At 70.0% G+C, this 16,614-nt stretch carries 13 protein-coding genes; 9 read left to right on the top strand and 4 right to left on the bottom strand.

All coding sequences use genetic code 11. From position 1 onward, the window contains the following. Positions 1 to 6,549 carry a type I polyketide synthase gene (locus FGD71_RS06900; protein WP_276147120.1) on the top strand — a complete coding sequence of 2,183 codons (6,549 nt, stop codon included), beginning with the start codon at positions 1 to 3 and terminating at the stop codon, positions 6,547 to 6,549. Positions 6,550 to 6,641: 92 nt separating this feature from the next. Further along, positions 6,642 to 8,138: a family 43 glycosylhydrolase gene (locus tag FGD71_RS06905; RefSeq protein WP_119099499.1), complete on the top strand. Its 1,497-nt coding sequence runs from the start codon at positions 6,642 to 6,644 to the stop codon at positions 8,136 to 8,138. A gap of 113 nt (positions 8,139 to 8,251) precedes the next feature. Here the strand turns inward: FGD71_RS06905 and FGD71_RS06910 are convergent, their stop codons facing one another. Further along, a complete protein-coding gene (locus FGD71_RS06910; RefSeq protein ID WP_119099500.1) occupies positions 8,252 to 9,379 on the bottom strand; it encodes a PQQ-dependent sugar dehydrogenase in 1,128 nt (375 codons plus the stop codon). 336 nt (positions 9,380 to 9,715) lie between these two features. On the opposite strand from FGD71_RS06910, the gene pqqA reads away from it, so the two are divergent. From pqqA to pqqE, 5 genes are read left to right on the top strand one after another with little or no spacing between them, the layout of a single operon-like run. Then, complete coding sequence (gene pqqA, locus FGD71_RS06915; RefSeq protein ID WP_119099501.1) at positions 9,716 to 9,853, top strand: pyrroloquinoline quinone precursor peptide PqqA; 138 nt, start codon at positions 9,716 to 9,718, stop codon at positions 9,851 to 9,853. A gap of 9 nt (positions 9,854 to 9,862) precedes the next feature. Further along, positions 9,863 to 10,771, top strand: coding sequence for a pyrroloquinoline quinone biosynthesis protein PqqB (pqqB, locus tag FGD71_RS06920; protein ID WP_119099502.1), 909 nt, complete (start codon positions 9,863 to 9,865; stop codon positions 10,769 to 10,771). Continuing rightward, positions 10,768 to 11,478, top strand: a complete 711-nt coding sequence (gene pqqC, locus FGD71_RS06925; RefSeq protein WP_119099503.1) for a pyrroloquinoline-quinone synthase PqqC — start codon at positions 10,768 to 10,770, stop codon at positions 11,476 to 11,478. The genes pqqB and pqqC overlap by 4 nt, the downstream gene beginning before the upstream one ends. Then, positions 11,475 to 11,732 carry a pyrroloquinoline quinone biosynthesis peptide chaperone PqqD gene (gene pqqD, locus FGD71_RS06930; RefSeq protein WP_240436432.1) on the top strand — a complete coding sequence of 86 codons (258 nt, stop codon included), beginning with the start codon at positions 11,475 to 11,477 and terminating at the stop codon, positions 11,730 to 11,732. The genes pqqC and pqqD overlap by 4 nt, the downstream gene beginning before the upstream one ends. Next, positions 11,729 to 12,850, top strand: a complete 1,122-nt coding sequence (gene pqqE / locus FGD71_RS06935; RefSeq protein WP_119099505.1) for a pyrroloquinoline quinone biosynthesis protein PqqE — start codon at positions 11,729 to 11,731, stop codon at positions 12,848 to 12,850. The genes pqqD and pqqE overlap by 4 nt, the downstream gene beginning before the upstream one ends. Positions 12,851 to 12,905: 55 nt before the next feature. On the opposite strand, the gene FGD71_RS06940 is transcribed toward pqqE, so the two are convergent. Further along, the gene (locus FGD71_RS06940; protein WP_119099506.1) at positions 12,906 to 13,421 is read right to left on the bottom strand and encodes a flavin reductase family protein; all 516 of its coding nucleotides are present in this window, start codon (positions 13,419 to 13,421) and stop codon (positions 12,906 to 12,908) included. A gap of 192 nt (positions 13,422 to 13,613) precedes the next feature. On the opposite strand from FGD71_RS06940, the gene FGD71_RS06945 reads away from it, so the two are divergent. Beyond that, positions 13,614 to 15,011, top strand: a complete 1,398-nt coding sequence (locus FGD71_RS06945; protein WP_119099507.1) for a hypothetical protein — start codon at positions 13,614 to 13,616, stop codon at positions 15,009 to 15,011. Between the two features lie 38 nt (positions 15,012 to 15,049). After that, a complete protein-coding gene (locus FGD71_RS06950; RefSeq protein WP_140935840.1) occupies positions 15,050 to 15,358 on the top strand; it encodes a MoaD/ThiS family protein in 309 nt (102 codons plus the stop codon). 37 nt (positions 15,359 to 15,395) lie between these two features. Here FGD71_RS06950 and FGD71_RS06955 read toward each other — a convergent pair whose 3' ends face one another. Continuing rightward, positions 15,396 to 15,707, bottom strand: coding sequence for a response regulator (locus FGD71_RS06955; protein WP_119099509.1), 312 nt, complete (start codon positions 15,705 to 15,707; stop codon positions 15,396 to 15,398). Between the two features lie 6 nt (positions 15,708 to 15,713). Beyond that, positions 15,714 to 16,535, bottom strand: a complete 822-nt coding sequence (locus FGD71_RS06960) for a sensor histidine kinase (RefSeq protein WP_162931051.1) — start codon at positions 16,533 to 16,535, stop codon at positions 15,714 to 15,716. Between the last annotated feature and the right edge of the window lie 79 nt (positions 16,536 to 16,614).

Here is a 16,614-nt window from a genome sequence, read left to right on the forward strand (position 1 = left end):
GTGGCACAGAACGAGCACGATTCAGCAGCCGATGGTGAGGGACGCATCGCCGTCATCGGTATGGGTTGCCGCCTGCCCGGGGACGTCGACTCCCCATCAGACCTGTGGCGGCTGCTGGCCGCCGGCCGCGACGCGGTCGGCGATCCGCCGCCCACTCGTACGGACATCGGGCGGACGCGGGATGCCGCGCCGCCCCGGCAGGGCGGCTGGCTGAGGGACGTCTGCGGCTTCGATGCGGCGTTCTTCGGTGTCTCCGGACGGGAGGCGGGCCTGCTCGACCCCCAGCACCGGCTCTTGCTGGAGGTGTCCTGGGAGGCCCTGGAGCACGCGGGGTTGCCACCGGACCGCCTCGCGGGAACGCCGACCGCGGTGTTCACCGGGCTGAGCTACACCGACTACATGGACCGCCTGGCGGGGCATCCCAAGGAGCTGGAGGGGGCGGTCCTGACGAACGGTCACTGCGTCGCGCCAGGACGCATCTCCTATCTGCTGGGGCTGCAGGGCCCGTCGGTCGCCCTGGACACCGCGTGCTCGTCCTCGCTCGTCGCCGTGCACCTGGCGGGCCAGGCCCTGCGGAACGGCGAGTGCGATGTCGCGCTCGCCGGGGGCGTCACGTTGATGCTCGCCTCCAGAACTACACGGTCGTTCGTCCGGATGGGCATGCTCTCACCCACGGGGCGCTGCCGTGCATTCGATGCGGCGGCCGACGGATTCGTCCGAAGCGAGGGCTGCGCGGTCGTCGTCCTGAAGCGTCTGCGCGACGCCCTACGGGACGGTGACCGGGTGCTGGCCGTACTCCGGGGCTCGGCCGTGAACCAGGACGGCCGGTCGGACGGCCTGGCCGCGCCATCGGCGGCGGCCCAGGAGGCGCTGTTCCGTCAGGCCCTTGCCCGTGCCGGGGTGGAACCGGGCGATGTGGGCATGATCGAGGCACACGGCACGGGCACGCCGGTCGGCGACCCGGTGGAGTTCACGAGTTTGGCCCGCGTCTACGGGAAGGGCCCGGGCCGCTGTGCGCTTGGGTCGGTGAAGACCAACCTGGGGCACCTGGAACCTGCCGCGGGAGTCACCGCTCTGCTGAAGGCGGTCATGTCCGTCCAGCAAGGCGTCGTCCCGCCGAGCCTGCACTTCACCCGTTGGAACCCGGCCATCGCAGCTGAAGGCACACGCTTCTTCGTGCCCGACCGGCCGGCGGACTGGCCCACGCGGATGACGGCCCGGCTGGCCACCGTCTCCTCGTTCGGGTTCTCCGGCACGAACGCTCATGTGGTGCTGGAGCAGGCGCCTGCGGCCGCCGTGCGCCCTCTGCCCAGCCGGCGCTCGGGCCGGGCGGGGGCGGGGTCAGGGGCAGGGGCAGGGGGCGCGGAAGCACATGCCCTGTTGGTGCCGGCGGGCTCGGCCGATGCGTTGCCCACGGCTGCGCGACGGCTGGCCGACTGGCTGGAGGGCGAGGGTGCGGGCGTGCCGCTCGGCGACGTCGCCCATACTCTCGCGCTGCGCCGCCCGGCGGGATGCGGGCGTCTCGGTGTGGTGGCGTCCTCGCGCCCGTCGCTCGTCCGCGCCCTGCGGTCGTTCGCTGCCGGGGAGGCCGTCCCGAATGTGGTGTCGGGGGCTGTGGCGGCCGGTGTGTGCAGGCGGCCGGTGTGGGTGTTCTCCGGACAGGGCTCCCAGTGGCCGGGTATGGCCCGCAGCTTCCTCGCGCACGAACCGGCCTTCGCTGCCGCCCTGTCCGAGGTCGAGCCGCTGATCGCCGCCGAGGCCGGCTTCTCCGTACGGGACATCGTGCGGGAGGGCGCGGAGGTGACCGGGTGCGGACGGGTGCAGCCGGTGCTGTTCGCCATACAGACCGCCTTGGCCGCGACATGGCGGGCCTACGGGGTGGAGCCCGCCGGGGTCGTGGGCCACTCGATGGGCGAGGTCGCCGCCGCGGTCGTCGCGGGGGCCCTGTCCTTGCAGGACGGCGTACGGGTGATCTGCCGGCGCTCCGCCCTGCTGACCCGCATCTCGGGCACCGGTGCCATGGCGACCGTCGCCCTGGGCCGTGCCGAGGTCGAGGCGGAGCTGGCCTCCGCCGGCGCCTCGGCATCGGTCTCCGTCGCGGTCCTGGCCGCGCCCGGTTCCACCGTCGTCGCCGGCGACACGGCAACCATCGAGCACCTGGTCGAACGCTGGGACGCCCGGGACATCCCCGCCCGACTGATCGCGGTGGATGTCGCGTCGCACTCCCCGCAGGTGGAGCCACTGCTGGACGAACTGGCGTCCGGTCTTGCCGACCTCACGCCCGGCCCGCCCGTCGTACCGTTCTACTCCACTGTGCTGGACGACCCGCGCACGGTCCCGGACTTCGACGCCGAGTACTGGTGCCACAACCTGCGCCGCCCCGTGCGGTTCACGGAAGCCGTCCGCGCGGCCGCCGCCGACCGGCACACGGTGTACGTGGAGGTGTCCCCCCACCCGGTCGTCACCCAGGCCCTCACCGGCAGTCTGAGGGACGTGGTCGACGTTCCCGTCGTCCTGCCCACACTGCGGCGTGAAGAAAACGAACAGGCAGCCTTCCGCACCCACCTCGCCGCCCTGCACTGTGCCGGCGTACCCGTCAACTGGGCCGCCCTGTATGACGGAGGCACCCTCGCGGAGGTGCCCACCATCACCTTCGACCGCAAACAGCACTGGGTGGAACCGAGCGACCGGCCCGACGGCGGCAGGCCATCGGCGGCTCCCGGCCTGTCGGTGGACGCCGGAACGGACGGCGTGAGGAGTTCCGTGCCCGGACTGCCCGGAGCCCACACGAAGGTACCGGGCCGTCCCGTCCGGCACACCTGGCGAGGAGAAGCCGGAACGCGCGCCCACCCATGGCTGGCCGACCACCAGGTGAACAACGCGGTGGTTCTTCCCGGAGCCGCCTACTGCGCCCTCGCCCTGAGCGCCGCCTGCCAGACCTTCCACGCGCCACCGCGCGATGTCGAGGTCAGTGACATCACCTTCCATGAACTGCTTGCCCTCGCCGACCGGTCCGAGATCACCATGACGGCGGACCTGAGCGCCCAGGCCCGCGCCACCTGCCAGGTCTTCGCTCGCGCTGACAGCGATGAGGGCGGTGAGGACGGTGAGGAAGGGGAGGACGAGGACGGTGAGGGCCAGTGGGTGCTGCATGCCAGTGCCACCCTGAGTTCGGGCGGACCACCGAGGAAAAAGCCCGCCCCCGTCTCCCTGCACGCCCTGGACGCGGAACATCCCCTCGCACTGCCCGCCGCCACCCTGTACCAGCGCCTGCGCTCACGCGGCCTCTACCACGGCGACGCGTTCACGGGACTCAGCGAAGTACGCCTGTCGCCCACCGGCGACAGTGTCTGGGCGCGGGTCGGTCTCCCGGCCGCGGCCGGTCCCACGCCGGACTCCCTGAGCGTCCATCCGGTACTGCTGGACCTCTGCGCCCAGTTGGCGGTGGCCCTGCCGACCTGCGACGACGCGGCGAGCGGCCTGGTCCTCCCCGTCCGAGCGCGGTCTTTGAGGATCCACGGTGATCCCGCTGAAGTCGTCCACGGCCACGCGGAGATCACACAGCAGCATCCCAATGGCGTCACCGCCGACATCCGGCTCCTGACCGGTGACGGACACACCGTGATCGCCCTGAACGGCCTGCGCCTGCTGCACCGCGAAGTGCATGAGGACGCCGCCGTCGACCGGTGGTTCTACGCCATCGACTGGCAGAGCGCGCCCACCGGCGAAGCATCGCCCGCACGGCCGTCGGACCCCGCGCCGACCGGTACCTGGCTGGTGGTCGGCGAACACGGCGCCCGAGCCGAGGTACTTGCGGAGGCGCTCCGCGCGTCAGGGGCCGGCGCCCAGGTCCTCGCTCTCCCGGAGGGCGAAGACCGCGTCCCCGCCTTCCGGGCCCACGTTGCCGAGCGGGTGCCGGCCGATCCGCCGGGCGCCGTGGTGTTCCTGTGCTCGCCGGCCGGCGTGCCGGAGGTGGCCGGCGCCGAGACGCCCGCTGCCGATCCCGCGGTGGACGCCCTGGAGCGCACCCGACGGCTCCTTGGCGTCGCCCAGGCCGTCGCGGACTGCGAGCGCCCTCCGAGGCTCTACGTCCTCACCCAGCAAGCCCGCGCCGTACGGCCGGGCGAGACGGACGACCCCGCTCAGAGTCCGGTCCGCGGCCTGGCCCGCGTCATGGCCCACGAGCACCCGGAGCTGCGCCCCACGCTCATCGACCTGGGACGCTCCGACGACGACCTGCGGCGGACGGCCGCCCTCCTGCTGGCCGGGGTGCCCGGAGACGAGATGGCGGTGCGGGGTGCGGACCACCGCGTGGCCCAACTAATCCCCGCCCCACTGACAGACGCCGAACGCCTGACGGCGACCGCCCGCACAGTGCGCTACGGAACGGACCGTTTCCGGCTCCGCGCGTGCCGGACCGGAGACCTCGGCTCCCTGGGTCTTGTGGTGGGCGAAGAGCGCCCACCTGGACGGGGAGAGGTGGAGTTGCGGGTACGCGCGGCGGGGGTGAACTTCCGTGACGTCCTGACCGTCATGGGGCTCCTCCCGGCCCCGGATCAGCCTACGGACCGGGGCACGGACCGGCCTGCGAACCGAGGTACGGACAGCGGTGACCGTATCGGTTTCGAGTGCGCGGGGACGGTGACCGCTGTCGGGCCGGGCGTCGAGCATGTCCGCGCCGGGGACACCGTCCTGGCCGTGGATCTCGCCGGCGGCGCCTTCGGCTCGTTCGCGACCGTCCGCGCCGACGCCGTGGTCCCCCTGCCACCCGGCGTCGACGCCGTCGCCATGGCCGGCATCCCGACGGCGTATCTCACCGCCTGGTACTCCCTGCGCCACATGGCGCGCCTCTCCGCAGGCGAACGCGTACTGATCCACTCCGCCACCGGAGGTACGGGCCTGGCCGCCATCGCCGTTGCCCGGCATCTGGGGGCCGAGGTACTGGCCACAGCCGGGAACGACGAGAAACGCGGGTACCTGCGCGGTATGGGCGTCCGGCACGTCATGGACTCCCGCTCACTGGACTTCACCGAACAGGCCCGGGAGGCGACCGGAGGCGAGGGCGTCGACGTGGTGCTCAACTCGCTCTCGGGGCCGGCGATCCGCGCCGGTCTGGAGGCACTGCGCCCCTTCGGCCGGTTCGTCGAGCTGGGTGTCCGTGACATCCTCGCCGACACCTCCCTGGGGCTGGCGCCGTTCCGGCACAATGTCACCTTCAGCACGGTCGACCTCATCGAACTCCAGCAGAGCCGCCCGAAGGTGTTCCAGGACCTCTTGGGCGAGGTCATGGACCTGTTCGCCGCGGGTCGGCTGAAGCCGCTGCCGTACCAGGAGTTCCCTCTGGCCCAGGCTACGGAGGCGTTCCGTCTCATGGCGGGCGCCGGCCACATCGGCAAGCTCGTCCTGACCGTGCCCGAACACGGTGAGACGACCGCCGTGCGCGCCGAGCCGCCCTCGCCGGTCCGCTCCGACGGCGCCTACATCATCACCGGCGGGCTGCGCGGCGTGGGGCTGGCCACGGCGGCCCGCCTGGCCGAACTGGGCGCCGGGCACATCGTCCTCAACGGACGTACGCCGCCCAGCGAGGCCACCGAAGCCCATCTGACCCGGCTACGCGCCGCAGGTTCCCGCATCACCGTCGAACTGGGCGACGTCTCCCGGCCCGGGACGGCCGAACGGCTCGTGTCCGCCGCCACGGCGGGCGGGCTGCCGCTGCGGGGAGTGGTGCACTCGGCCATGGTCCTGGACGACGCTGTCCTCACCAACATCACCGACGAACAGCTTGAACGCGTCTGGCGGCCCAAAGTCACGGCCGCATGGCTGCTCCACGAGGCCCTGACCGAACACCCGGCCGGCTGGTTCGTGCTCTACTCCTCCATGGCTTCGCTGCTGGGCAACCCGGGCCAGGGCGCATACGCCGCCGCCAACGCCTGGCTGGATGCCTTCGCCGCGTGGCGGACCGACCAGGGGCTGCCCACCTCGGCCGTCAACTGGGGGCCATGGGGACAGACCGGCGCCGCAACGGGCTTCGGGGGGCGCGGTTACGAAACCATTCCCACCGAGGACGGCCTGCGCGCCCTCGACGCACTGCTCACCCACCGGCGGGTGACGACCGGTGTCCTGCCCGGCCCACCGGAAACATGGATCCTGCCCAACGTCCGCAGCTCCCCCTTCTTCGCGCGCCTCGTGGACGGCCACGAGTCTCAGAGCAGCGCACCGCCGGGCAACGCGTCGTCAAGCGGCGAGCCCGCCACAGGAGCCGACGTCCGAGCCGGCCTGGCAAGGCTTGACTCCCCTCTCGCCCGCCGTACGGCCCTGGAGGCCTATCTCGCCGAACAGATGGCCACTGTCCTCCAGTCCGGCAGCGCACGACTGGACCCGCAGACACCGCTCCGCAGCCTCGGGTTCGACTCACTGCTGTCCATGGAACTGCGCACCCGGCTGCAGGCGGCGCTCGGCATCAAACTCGCGAACAACTTCGTCTGGCAGCACCCCACCATCGCGGCACTCGCCACCGGCCTGGCCGACAAGATGGGACTGGACCTGTAAAGGGCCCTCATGCGGCAACTCATCTCGGGCGTGTCGACCACAGCAGTACAGACGTGGCTCCAACACCCGGCAATGGATGAGGATGTGCATCAGTGACTCGATTCAGATTCCTGGCCTCGCTCACCGCAGTGCTCACCATGGTGGTCGCCTTCCTGGTGGCTCCGCCCGCGACCGCCGCCGTCGCCTTCACGTCGACGGGGGTGAACCAGAACGGCGGCAACTGCCTTGAGGTCCCCGGCAGTTCGTCGACCAGCGGAACGCAGCTCCGCGCCAACACGTGCACCACCGTTGTGAGCCAGACCTTCGGCTTCACTCCGGTCGCGGGGACCACCGACGTCTACACGATCAGTACGCACGCCGCCGGCCAGTGTGTCGACGTCCACGGCGCGTCCACAGCGGACAACGCCACGATCATCCAGTGGACCTGCCACAACGGAACGAACCAGCAGTGGCGGCTCGTCCCCGTGTCGGTCACCGGAACCGACAAGACCTTCAACCTGGTCTCCGTCAGCTCCGGCAAGTGCGTCACGCCGAGCGGCGGCTCATCGGCCTCCAATACCGGCCTGGTGCAGCTGCCGTGCGGTACCGCGAACGGCAGGGTGTGGCGCCTGCCCGGCTTCTCCGGCGGCGGCACCGGCCCGCGCACGTTCACCAATCCGCTCTCGCAGCACGGGCCCGACCCCTGGCTCACGTACTACGACGGTTACTACTACCTCGCCACCACGACCTGGAACTCGACGATCACCATGCGCAAGGCCAGCACACTGGCAGGTCTCGCCACGGCCGACGACCAGGTGATCTTCAACCTCACCCGCCCCAACGGGGCCGGCACCATGTGGGCCCCGGAGTTCCACCTGCTCGACGGCCCCAACGGGAAGCGGTGGTACTTCTACTACACGGCCGGGCGGGAGCCGTTCGACCTGGGCACCCAGCGCATCCACGTGCTCGAGAGCGCCGGCCTGGACCCGATGGGGCCCTACAGCTTCAAGGCCGACCTGCTCGACCCGACGCAGGACAACACCTGGGAACTGGACCCGGGCATCCTCCAACTGAACGGCAAGCTCTACCTTCTCGGCACCTTCTACAACGGCTCGCAGCCGATGTTCATCCGGCCGCTGTCGAACCCGTGGACCGCCAGTGGCACCCGCCGTGTGCTGTCGACCCCGACCTACAGCTGGGAGACGGTGGGCGGCGCGGTCAACGAGGGCGCCGAGGTGCTCCAGCGGAACGGCAAGACCTTCATCATCTACTCCGCGAGCCACTGCTCCACGCCCGACTACAAGCTGGGGATGCTCACCTACAACGGCGGCGACCCGCTCAGCTCGTCCTCCTGGGTCAAGTCACCGAACCCGGTCTTCCAGAGGTCCAACGCCAACGGTGTGTACGGCCCCGGCCACAACGGCTTCTTCAAGTCGCCCGACGGGACCGAGGACTGGATGGTCTACCACGCCAACGACTCCGCCGGCGGTGGCTGTGACATGAACCGGACCACCAGAGCTCAGAAGTTCACCTGGAACGCCGACGGCACACCGAACTTCGGCACTCCGGTGGCCCTCGGTGTCCCGCTGGCGGCACCGTCAGGGGAGTAGCCGACCGCTCGACCGCAAGAGCGCTGTTGCGGCCGGAGTCGCCTTCGCGGTGGCCGCTGTTCCGACGGCCGCCGCGTCGGCGCCGACACCGCTCCGCGACGAGGACGCGGCTGCTACCCCAGATCCACCTGGAACACCTTGTCCGCGCCGTCCGGCTCGCCTCCGTTGTTGTCGGCGTTGGTGGTGGACAGCCACAGGGCGTTCTTGCCGGGGACCTTCTCCACTGTCCGCAGTCGGCCGTACTGACTGGTGTAGTGCGCCACAGGGGTACCCGCGCTGGTGCCGCTGACCGGGATCCGCCACAGCCGCTCGCCGCGCAGTGCCGCCAGGTAGAGGGCGCCGTCCGCGTACGCGACCGCGCTCGGGGAGGCCTCACTGACGGTCCACTGCCGTTTGGGGTTGGTCATGCCGGAGCTGGAACAGGTGCCCTCGCAGATCGGCCAGCCGTAGTTCTTTCCGGACTCGATCAGATTGAGCTCGTCGTACTTGCTGTTGCCGAACTCGGCTTCCCACAGCCTGCCTTGCGCATCCCAGGTGAGGCCCTGGGGGTTGCGGTGGCCGAGGGAGAAGACGAGCGTGCCGAACGGGTTGCCGGGTGCGGGCTTGCCGTCCGCCGTCATCCGCAGGATCTTGCCGTTGAGGGAGTTCTTGTCCTGTGCGCGATCGCCGTTCTGGGCGTCGCCCGTGGTGGCGTAGAGGTAGCCGTCGGGGCCGAACTTGATGCGTCCGCCGTTGTGGTACTTGTTCTTGGCTATACCAGTCACGAGTACCTTGTAGCCGCTGAGCGAGGAGCCGTCGTACGTCATGCGAACGATGCGGTTGTCACTGGCCGCAGAGTGCATGAGATAGACGTAGTGGTCGGTTCTCCAGTTCGGCGAGACCGCGACGCCGAGGAGGCCGCCCTCGCCATTGGTGGTCACGACATTGGGCACCGTACCGACCTGGGTTCTGGTGCCGGACTGGGTGAGCTTGAAGAGCTTGAACGAGTCCCGTTCGGTGAGGAGTGCCGACCCGTCGGGCAGCCAGCTCAGGCCCCAGGGAACGGTCCAGCCGGACGAGACCGTCCGGATGCCCGTGGGGACGGAGTCGATGCCGCTGTCGGTTCCTGAGACGCTCCGGGCCGTGGCGTTTCCGGTCCCGGCAGCCGCGCCGAGCAGACCGGCGGCCAGCGCGACCGCGGTTGCCGCCGCTGTCAGGGCAGGGGGCACGCGTCTTGCGGTGATGCGGGGGTGGCTTGCCATGGAACTGCTCCTCGAGTGGGGGATCAGGAGTCCTCGACGGTAGGTGACGAGACGTCAGCTCACCGAGAAGGTAGGAGGTGTGCGACGGGCGGTCAAGAACAGATAGAGCCAAAGGTCCGTACCACCCCGGCGACATCAGAGATCATCACCCCTCTCGCCAGGCCCTATATCGACACATCCGCCGACGGATGACTTTGAGGCGTCATCTCCCACCGGGAGAGATCGGAGCACTTTCTTGCTGCCCCATTGACCCGGAAGGCTTGGCTCGCGATTCTGCAACAGAGCACAAGTCGAACAGGAGACCACCTGTCCCCCACTAGAAAGGCAGGTCTGTTCATGACCGAATCCGTGCAGCAGGCGGTGGAATTCCAGGCACAGCCCGGCAGCGAGGAGACATCGGGCTGGCAGACACCCGACTACGTGGTCGTCGAGACCGCGCTCGAAGTCACCGCCTACTCCCTGAACAACCGTTAGCCCGCCGCTGTGCTGCTGCAGGTGCTGGGCACCGCGGCGGGCGGTGGCATTCCCCAGTGGAACTGCGCGTGCCCTGGGTGCTCCGGGGCACGCGCCCACCCGCACTGGCGCCGCCGCCACGCCTCACTCGCCGTACAGGCGTCCGAGGACCGCTGGTATCTCGTCAACGCCACCCCGGACATCGGGGACCAGATCGAGAACTGCCCGGCACTGCACCCCCGCCCCGGATCGCGGCGGACCCCGCTCTCCGGGCTGATCCTGACCGACGCGGAACTCGACCACACCCTCGGCATCGCCCGGCTGCGCGAAGCCGGTGCCGGCGGCCTGGAGTTGCTTGCCACCAGTGCCGTACGCGAGGCACTGCTCACCCGACTGCGGCTGCAGGCCGTCATCGGCCCGTACACCCCGCTCAACTGGCGGGAACTGCCCCGCGAGCGGCCCGAGCCGCTCGAGTCGGACTCCGCTGTCGCGATCAGCGCGATTCCGGTCTCCGGCAAACGCCCGCGATACGCGACGGACTCACCCGGCCCCGGCGAGGATCCCTGGGTCGTGGCCCTGCGTCTGACGGATCGCGCCACCGGGGCGACCGCGGTCTACGCCCCGGCGCTGGCAGCCTGGCCTGACGCCCTGCAGTCCGCCGTCACCGAGGCCGACTGCGTGATCGTCGACGGTACGTTCTGGGACGACGAGGAACCTCGGCGTACGGGCATCTCCACTCGCACCGCGACCGGTATGGGGCATCTCCCGATCGACGGGCCGGGCGGCACCGCGGAGCGCCTGGCGCCGTTGCGCGCCCGCTGTCTCTACACCCATCTGAACAACACCAATCCCCTCGTCGACCCCGGCGCGCCGCAGCACAAGCGGCTGGCCGACCGGGGCATCGAGGTGGCCGGCGACGGAATGGTGATCAATCTGTGAGCACCAGCACCAGCACCAGCAGGGCAACGGCGTTCGAGGACCGGCTGAGGACCGTGGCCCGGGAGCGTTACCACGACCGCCACCCCTTCAACGTGCGTATGCACCAAGGCGAGTTGACCCCCGACGAGCTGCGCCGCTGGATCCTCAACCGCTTTCACTACCAGCGGCACATCCCCGTCAAGGACGCCCTTGTGCTCGCCAAACTGGACGGCCCGCAGCTCCGCCGCATGTGGCTGCGGCGGATCGAGGAGCACGACGGCCGGGCCGAGGGAGAGGGCGGTATCGAGCGGTGGCTGAGACTGGGCGAGGCCGCAGGACTCGACCGTGCCCGGCTGCTGTCCGGTGCGGAAGTGCTGCCCGGCGTACGGCTGGCGGTGGACGGATACGTCAACTTCTGTCGGCTCCGCTCCCCGCTGGAAGCCGTCGCGGCGTCCCTCACCGAGCTGTCCGCCCCGGGCATCATGCGCACGCGCATCGCCGCGTTCGAACGCCACTACCGGTGGATCGACGCCGACGGGCTCGCGTACTTCCGCTCCCGCGAGACCCAGGGCCGCCAGGACAGCGGGGAGGCCCTCGGCCTCGTACTGGACTGGGCGCGCACCGAGGCCGACCAGGAGCGCGCTGTGGCAGCCCTCGCCTTCAAGTGCGACGTGCTGTGGTCACTGCTCGACGCGATCGATTACGCCGACGGAAAGGAACGGCCGTGACCGGATGGCGGCCGGCCCTGGCACGCTCGGTCGTGCTCCGGCACGACCGGGTACGCCGGGCAGACCTGCTGGTCCTGCCGGAACGGGTGGTGATCCTCGGCGGCCGGGCGGCTGATGTCCTCAGGTTGTGCGACGGCCGGCGGCAGGTCGGCGACATCGTCGACGAGCTGGCGGCCCGGTTTCCCGGCGCCCCCGTGGCGGCCGAGGTGCCCCGGTTCCTCGACCGCGTACGCGAGGAGGGCTGGCTGCGATGACGAGCCCACCGCCGCCCTGGGCCCTGCTGGCCGAACTCACCCACAGCTGCCCGCTGCACTGTCCCTACTGCTCCAACCCGCTCGAACTCGTGCGCCGTTCCCGCGAACTCTCCGCCGAAAAGTGGGCAGACGTTCTGCGGCAGGCCGCGGAACTCGGCGTGATCCACACTCATCTCTCCGGTGGCGAGCCACTGCTTCGCCCCGATCTGGCGGCCATCGTCGCCGCGGCCGAGTCGGCCGGGATCTACACCCAGCTGGTCACGAGCGGAGTCGGGCTGAGCGCACCGAGAATGTCCGCGCTGGCGTCCGCCGGGCTGCGCAGCGTCCAGTTGTCGGTGCAGCACGCGGGTCCGGCCGCCTCCGACCGGATCGCGGGGTACCGGTCCTTCGCGGCCAAGGAGCAGGCTGCCGCTGTCGTACGTGACGCGGAGCTGCCGCTGGGCCTCAACGTCGTCCTGCACCGTGACAACCTCGACGCCGTCGACGCCATCGTGGACCTCGGCGTGGCCTGGGGCGCCGAGCGGATCGAACTGGCCAACGTCCAGTTCTACGGGTGGGCCCTGCACAACCGCACCGCGCTGCTGCCCACCCGCGACCAGCTTTCCCGCGCCCGGGAGACGGTCGAGAGCCGACGGCAGCAACTGGCGGGCACCACCGAACTGGTGTGGGTGGTACCGGACTACTTCGACGGGGTGGCGAAGCCGTGCATGGGAGGCTGGGGAGCGGTCTCCCTGACGGTCGCCCCGGACGGCGGTGTCCTGCCGTGCCCCGCGGCGGGGGCCCTGCCGGACTTGGAGGTACCGAACGTGCGCGACAGATCCCTGGAGTGGATCTGGAACAGTTCCCCGGCCTTCAACCTCTACCGCGGCACCGAGTGGATGAGCGGACCGTGCGGTGGCTGCCCCCGCCGGGAGACGGACTTCGGAGGCTGCCGCTGTCAGGCGCACGCGCTCACCGGCGATGCCGCCCGCACCGACCCCGCGTGCGCGCTCTCCCCCGACCACGCCCTCGTACGCGCACTGGCGGAGGCACCGCCTGACGACCTCCCGCCCGACGACGCCCGGCGCTACGTCTACCGCGGCCCTCGTCCGGCACGGCGCGAAAGATCCAGGGGGTGAACCGGGACGGCACACACGGCGAGAACCCAGGAGGACGGCTTCGTGCCCTCGGCACTCAGGGCGCGTGAGGGCCTGCCGACAGTTCTGCCAGCGGCTGGAAGGCGCGTCGGAAATAGAGCAGGGGCTGGTCGTCCAGGAGAGTGACGTCGTGGACGCGGGCGACCAGGATGCTGTGGTCGCCACCGTCATGGCGTGCGTGGGCCGAGCAGGCCAGGGTGACCGGCGCGTCCGGCAGGACCGGGACGCCCCGTTCGTCGGGGACGAACTCGTTTCCGGTGAACTTGTCGGCGCCGCTGGTGGCGAACCGTGTCACCAGTGCGAGGTGGCGTGGGGCGACGATCTGGATCGTCCAGTCGTCGCTCTGCCGGAAGGCCGGGTGGCACCGGGCGGTCTTGGCGAGGCAGACCAGGACGAGTGGCGGGTCGAGCGACAGCGAGCAGAACGAACTGGCGGTGAAGCCCCACGGCCGGCCCGACCGGTCCGCGGTGGTCATGATCGTGACGCCGGAGGGAAAGGCCGCCATGGCGTCGCGGAACAGGGCGGAAAGGTCGCAGTGCGTGGACTCGGTCATGTCGCCGCCCCTTCCAGTCGTGGCCCTGGGGCACAGCGTGCGCCGGGGCCCTCATGCCTGACCCAACGCCGTCTCAACTGCCCGTCAACGCGCGGTGTTGAGCGAGCGTTGTGGACGGCGTTACCTCCCACCGAGGGAGCGGGTCCAGCCTGGGCCGCATCGGTTCACGAGCACCCCGGAGGAGGCGGTCCGATGTCGGCGATCACGTACGACGTCAAGACCAACGGCAAGGTCCAGCCGACCGACAAGGAACAGGCGGACATTGCGCGCGCGTTCGAGAACACGCCGCCGGTGTTCCAGTTGCTGTCCCAGCTGAGGACGCGCCGGTTCGGTCGCGGCTTCACCTACGAGACGGGCGAGGAGGAGATCCACCCGGCCACCGGGCTCCCTCAACTCCTGCCCGAAGGCGAGTTCAAGTACAAGTCCACGGTCGACCCGACACCGCTGACGGAGGTCCAGGAGGCCCTGGTCCTGTGGGCGGCCGGCGGCCCGAACGGCCAGATCGTCATGGACCTCCCGTGCGGGGTCGACATGGCGACGTTCCTGTGCGTCGCCGGCCGGACGATCCCCGGCCCCTGCAACGACTCGCAGGTGCACTTCTTCCTGGTCAACGACCGCGGCACGTTCTTCTGGAAGCCCACCCGCAAGCGCGAGAAGCCGGTCGAGATCGAGGGACCGGACGACTACTACAAGATCCTTCAGTGGTATCGAGACGGGCTCGTCCAGCTCTCCGACCGGCGCATCGACCTGTCGTGGGGTGTGCCGAACCGGCTGATGGGCGCCTGGCAGTGGAACTTCAACAAGCCGGGGACCTCGATCATCATCCCGGTCGGCGAGATCGCGCTCGAGCAGATCAACCTGCTGCTCACCTTCTACGAGTGGGCCGGCTGGTACATCGTCGACGACGACGGCGAACCCAACGTCGGCGCGGACTTCCTGCGTGAGCACCCCAAACTCACCCTCCCCTACCCGCACAAGAAGTTCGAGGAGCTGTGCCTGCAGGCCAGCGACTACGTGGTGGGACACGCGATCGGCAACGCCAAGCTGGCCGCCGAGGCGCTCGGCCTCGGCTACTGGAACTTCTGCGGCTTCGCCGAGGACCTCGTGCTCGGCAGCCTCCCCGAGATCGCGAACGGGCTGGGCTTCAAGTACAACGAGGTCAATGGCCAGCGGTACTCGATCGGCCGCGAAGACGTGTTCGAGAGCTGGGGCTACCCCGCGCCGTGGTGGGACAGCATCGACGAACTCGTCGACTCGGTGGTCGACTACCGCTACGGAAAGAAGGGCGACTTCTTCGGCAAGGGCGGGCCCTCGGGCTCCGACCTCGACGAACTGCCCTTCAAGCGGGAGCAGTTGGAGAGCTTCCGGGGCAACCCCCGGCTGCGCTACGAGGACTGGACCATCGAGGCGGTCAAGCGCGATGTCCGGCACAACGTCGAGAAGTACGGGCGCTACCCGGTCAACTTCAGCCCGATGCAGTGCAACTTCATGATCCAGCTGCACAACGTGGACTCGGCGTACTACGACAAGTTCTACGTCCCGGGCTACATCACCGACCGTATCCGCAACCAGGACGCCACCTGGCACTGAGTGCGGCCATCCAGGACGCGACCATCCAGGGAGTGAAGATGACGGTCAAGGTACAGGTACCGCACGGCATGGCCTGGTGCACCGGGGGGCGGCGGGTCGTCGACGGTGAGGGCGCGACCGTGGGCGAGCTGTGGGAGGGGCTGGCCGACAGCCATCCCGAACTGATGTGGCGACTGTCCGGCGAGGCCGGTGAACCGGGCCGCTGGATCAGAATCGCCCTCGACGGTCAGAAAGTCCCGCAGGAGAACGTGAAGCAGGCCCCTCTGGAGGGAGTGACGATCGTCGCCATCACGGTGATGGAAGCAGCCCCCGCGGCCGCGCCCATGGGGAGCAAGAACCCCTTCTGACTCGCCTTTCGACTCATCGGCCGGCACATCGCGTCCCCTATCGCGTGTGCCGGCCGATGACTTCACCCAGTTCCGCCAGCGTGTACGGCTTGCGGAGCAGATCGACGACACCGGGCGGTACCGAGGGATGCCGCGGCTCGCCCGAGGTCCCCACGACCGGGATCCCCAGGCGTTCCCATCCGCCGCCGGGCACCCCGAGGTGGACGATGGCCAGCTCCCCCGTCCAGCCACAGCTCAGCGCCGGCGCCACATCCGCCACAGCGAAGACTTCGTGCCCCAGTTTGGCCAACTGGCGCTGCAGCAGCTCACGCAGCCGGTCGTCGTTCTCCACGACCATGATCCGGGCCATCGGGCGCTATCTCCGGTGCTCCGGAAGCGCGGGAAGGTCGATCGAGAAACAGGAACCCTGCCCAGGGACGCTCCGGATGCCCAGGGATCCGCCCATTCCGCCCACGAGTTCGCGTGTGATCAGCAGCCCGAGGCCATGCGCGCGATCGCCACGGCGCAGGTTCATCAGTTCCGTGATCTCGGCGGCGGTCAGCCCCGGTCCGCGGTCGTGACACGCGATCGTGACGGTGCCCGGCTGTCCGCTGACCACGACGTTCACCTCGCTGTCCGGCCGACTGCACTCGACGGCGTTGGTGAGGAGGTTGAGCACCGCCTGACGCAACCGGAGCGGATCGGCGCCGACCAGGTCCTCTGTCGTGCGCCTGGCCGGCACGAGACCGACGTGCGCCGCACGGGCCAGCGGTGAGGCCAGCAGAACAGCCTGGGCCACCGCCGTGCTCGCCAACGTGCTCCTCCCCCGGGTCCCGCCCGCGACCGCGTCGTCCAGCAGGCCCGCCATGTGCCGTCCGGCGGCCACCAGGCCGCGCAGGCAGTCGTCCCGCGCCTCGCCCGCCCGCAGCATCTCGGCGAATCCGATGACGGCCTGCAGAGGTGTCCTCAGTTCGTGTGCCAGCTCGGGCGTCAGACGGTACGCCTTCGCCTCGCGGTCGGCGGAGGCCAGCAACGCCGCCAGATTGCGCAGTGCGTCCAGCATGACGTCCGCGTCGTGACGCTGCTGCCGGGAGAGTCCCGGCGAGACCGCGAACAGCTCCGCGGTGCCGTAGAGGACGCTGAACTCATTGGCCAGTTCGTGCAGCAACGGACGTCCATCCGTGGTGGTTTGCGTCATGGGACCATGAGACGGGACGGTTCCGGCCATGGCTGTCCCAGATTGAGACAGTTCACTTCTTCCGGAAACACCGCCGCGC

This window comes from Streptomyces sporangiiformans, from assembly GCF_005768555.2.
GTDB classification, from domain to species: domain Bacteria; phylum Actinomycetota; class Actinomycetes; order Streptomycetales; family Streptomycetaceae; genus Streptomyces; species Streptomyces sporangiiformans.

Excerpts from the sequence above, each read along its gene's own strand:
- FGD71_RS06960 (WP_162931051.1), bottom strand. The coding sequence starts at position 16,535 with ATGACGCAAACCACCACGGATGGACGTCCGTTGCTGCACGAACTGGCC.
- FGD71_RS06945 (WP_119099507.1), top strand. The coding sequence starts at position 13,614 with ATGTCGGCGATCACGTACGACGTCAAGACCAACGGCAAGGTCCAGCCG.
- FGD71_RS06940 (WP_119099506.1), bottom strand. The coding sequence starts at position 13,421 with ATGACCGAGTCCACGCACTGCGACCTTTCCGCCCTGTTCCGCGACGCC.
- FGD71_RS06910 (WP_119099500.1), bottom strand. The coding sequence starts at position 9,379 with ATGGCAAGCCACCCCCGCATCACCGCAAGACGCGTGCCCCCTGCCCTG.
- pqqE (WP_119099505.1), top strand. The coding sequence starts at position 11,729 with ATGACGAGCCCACCGCCGCCCTGGGCCCTGCTGGCCGAACTCACCCAC.
- FGD71_RS06950 (WP_140935840.1), top strand. The coding sequence starts at position 15,050 with ATGACGGTCAAGGTACAGGTACCGCACGGCATGGCCTGGTGCACCGGG.
- pqqA (WP_119099501.1), top strand. The coding sequence starts at position 9,716 with ATGACCGAATCCGTGCAGCAGGCGGTGGAATTCCAGGCACAGCCCGGC.
- FGD71_RS06955 (WP_119099509.1), bottom strand. The coding sequence starts at position 15,707 with ATGGCCCGGATCATGGTCGTGGAGAACGACGACCGGCTGCGTGAGCTG.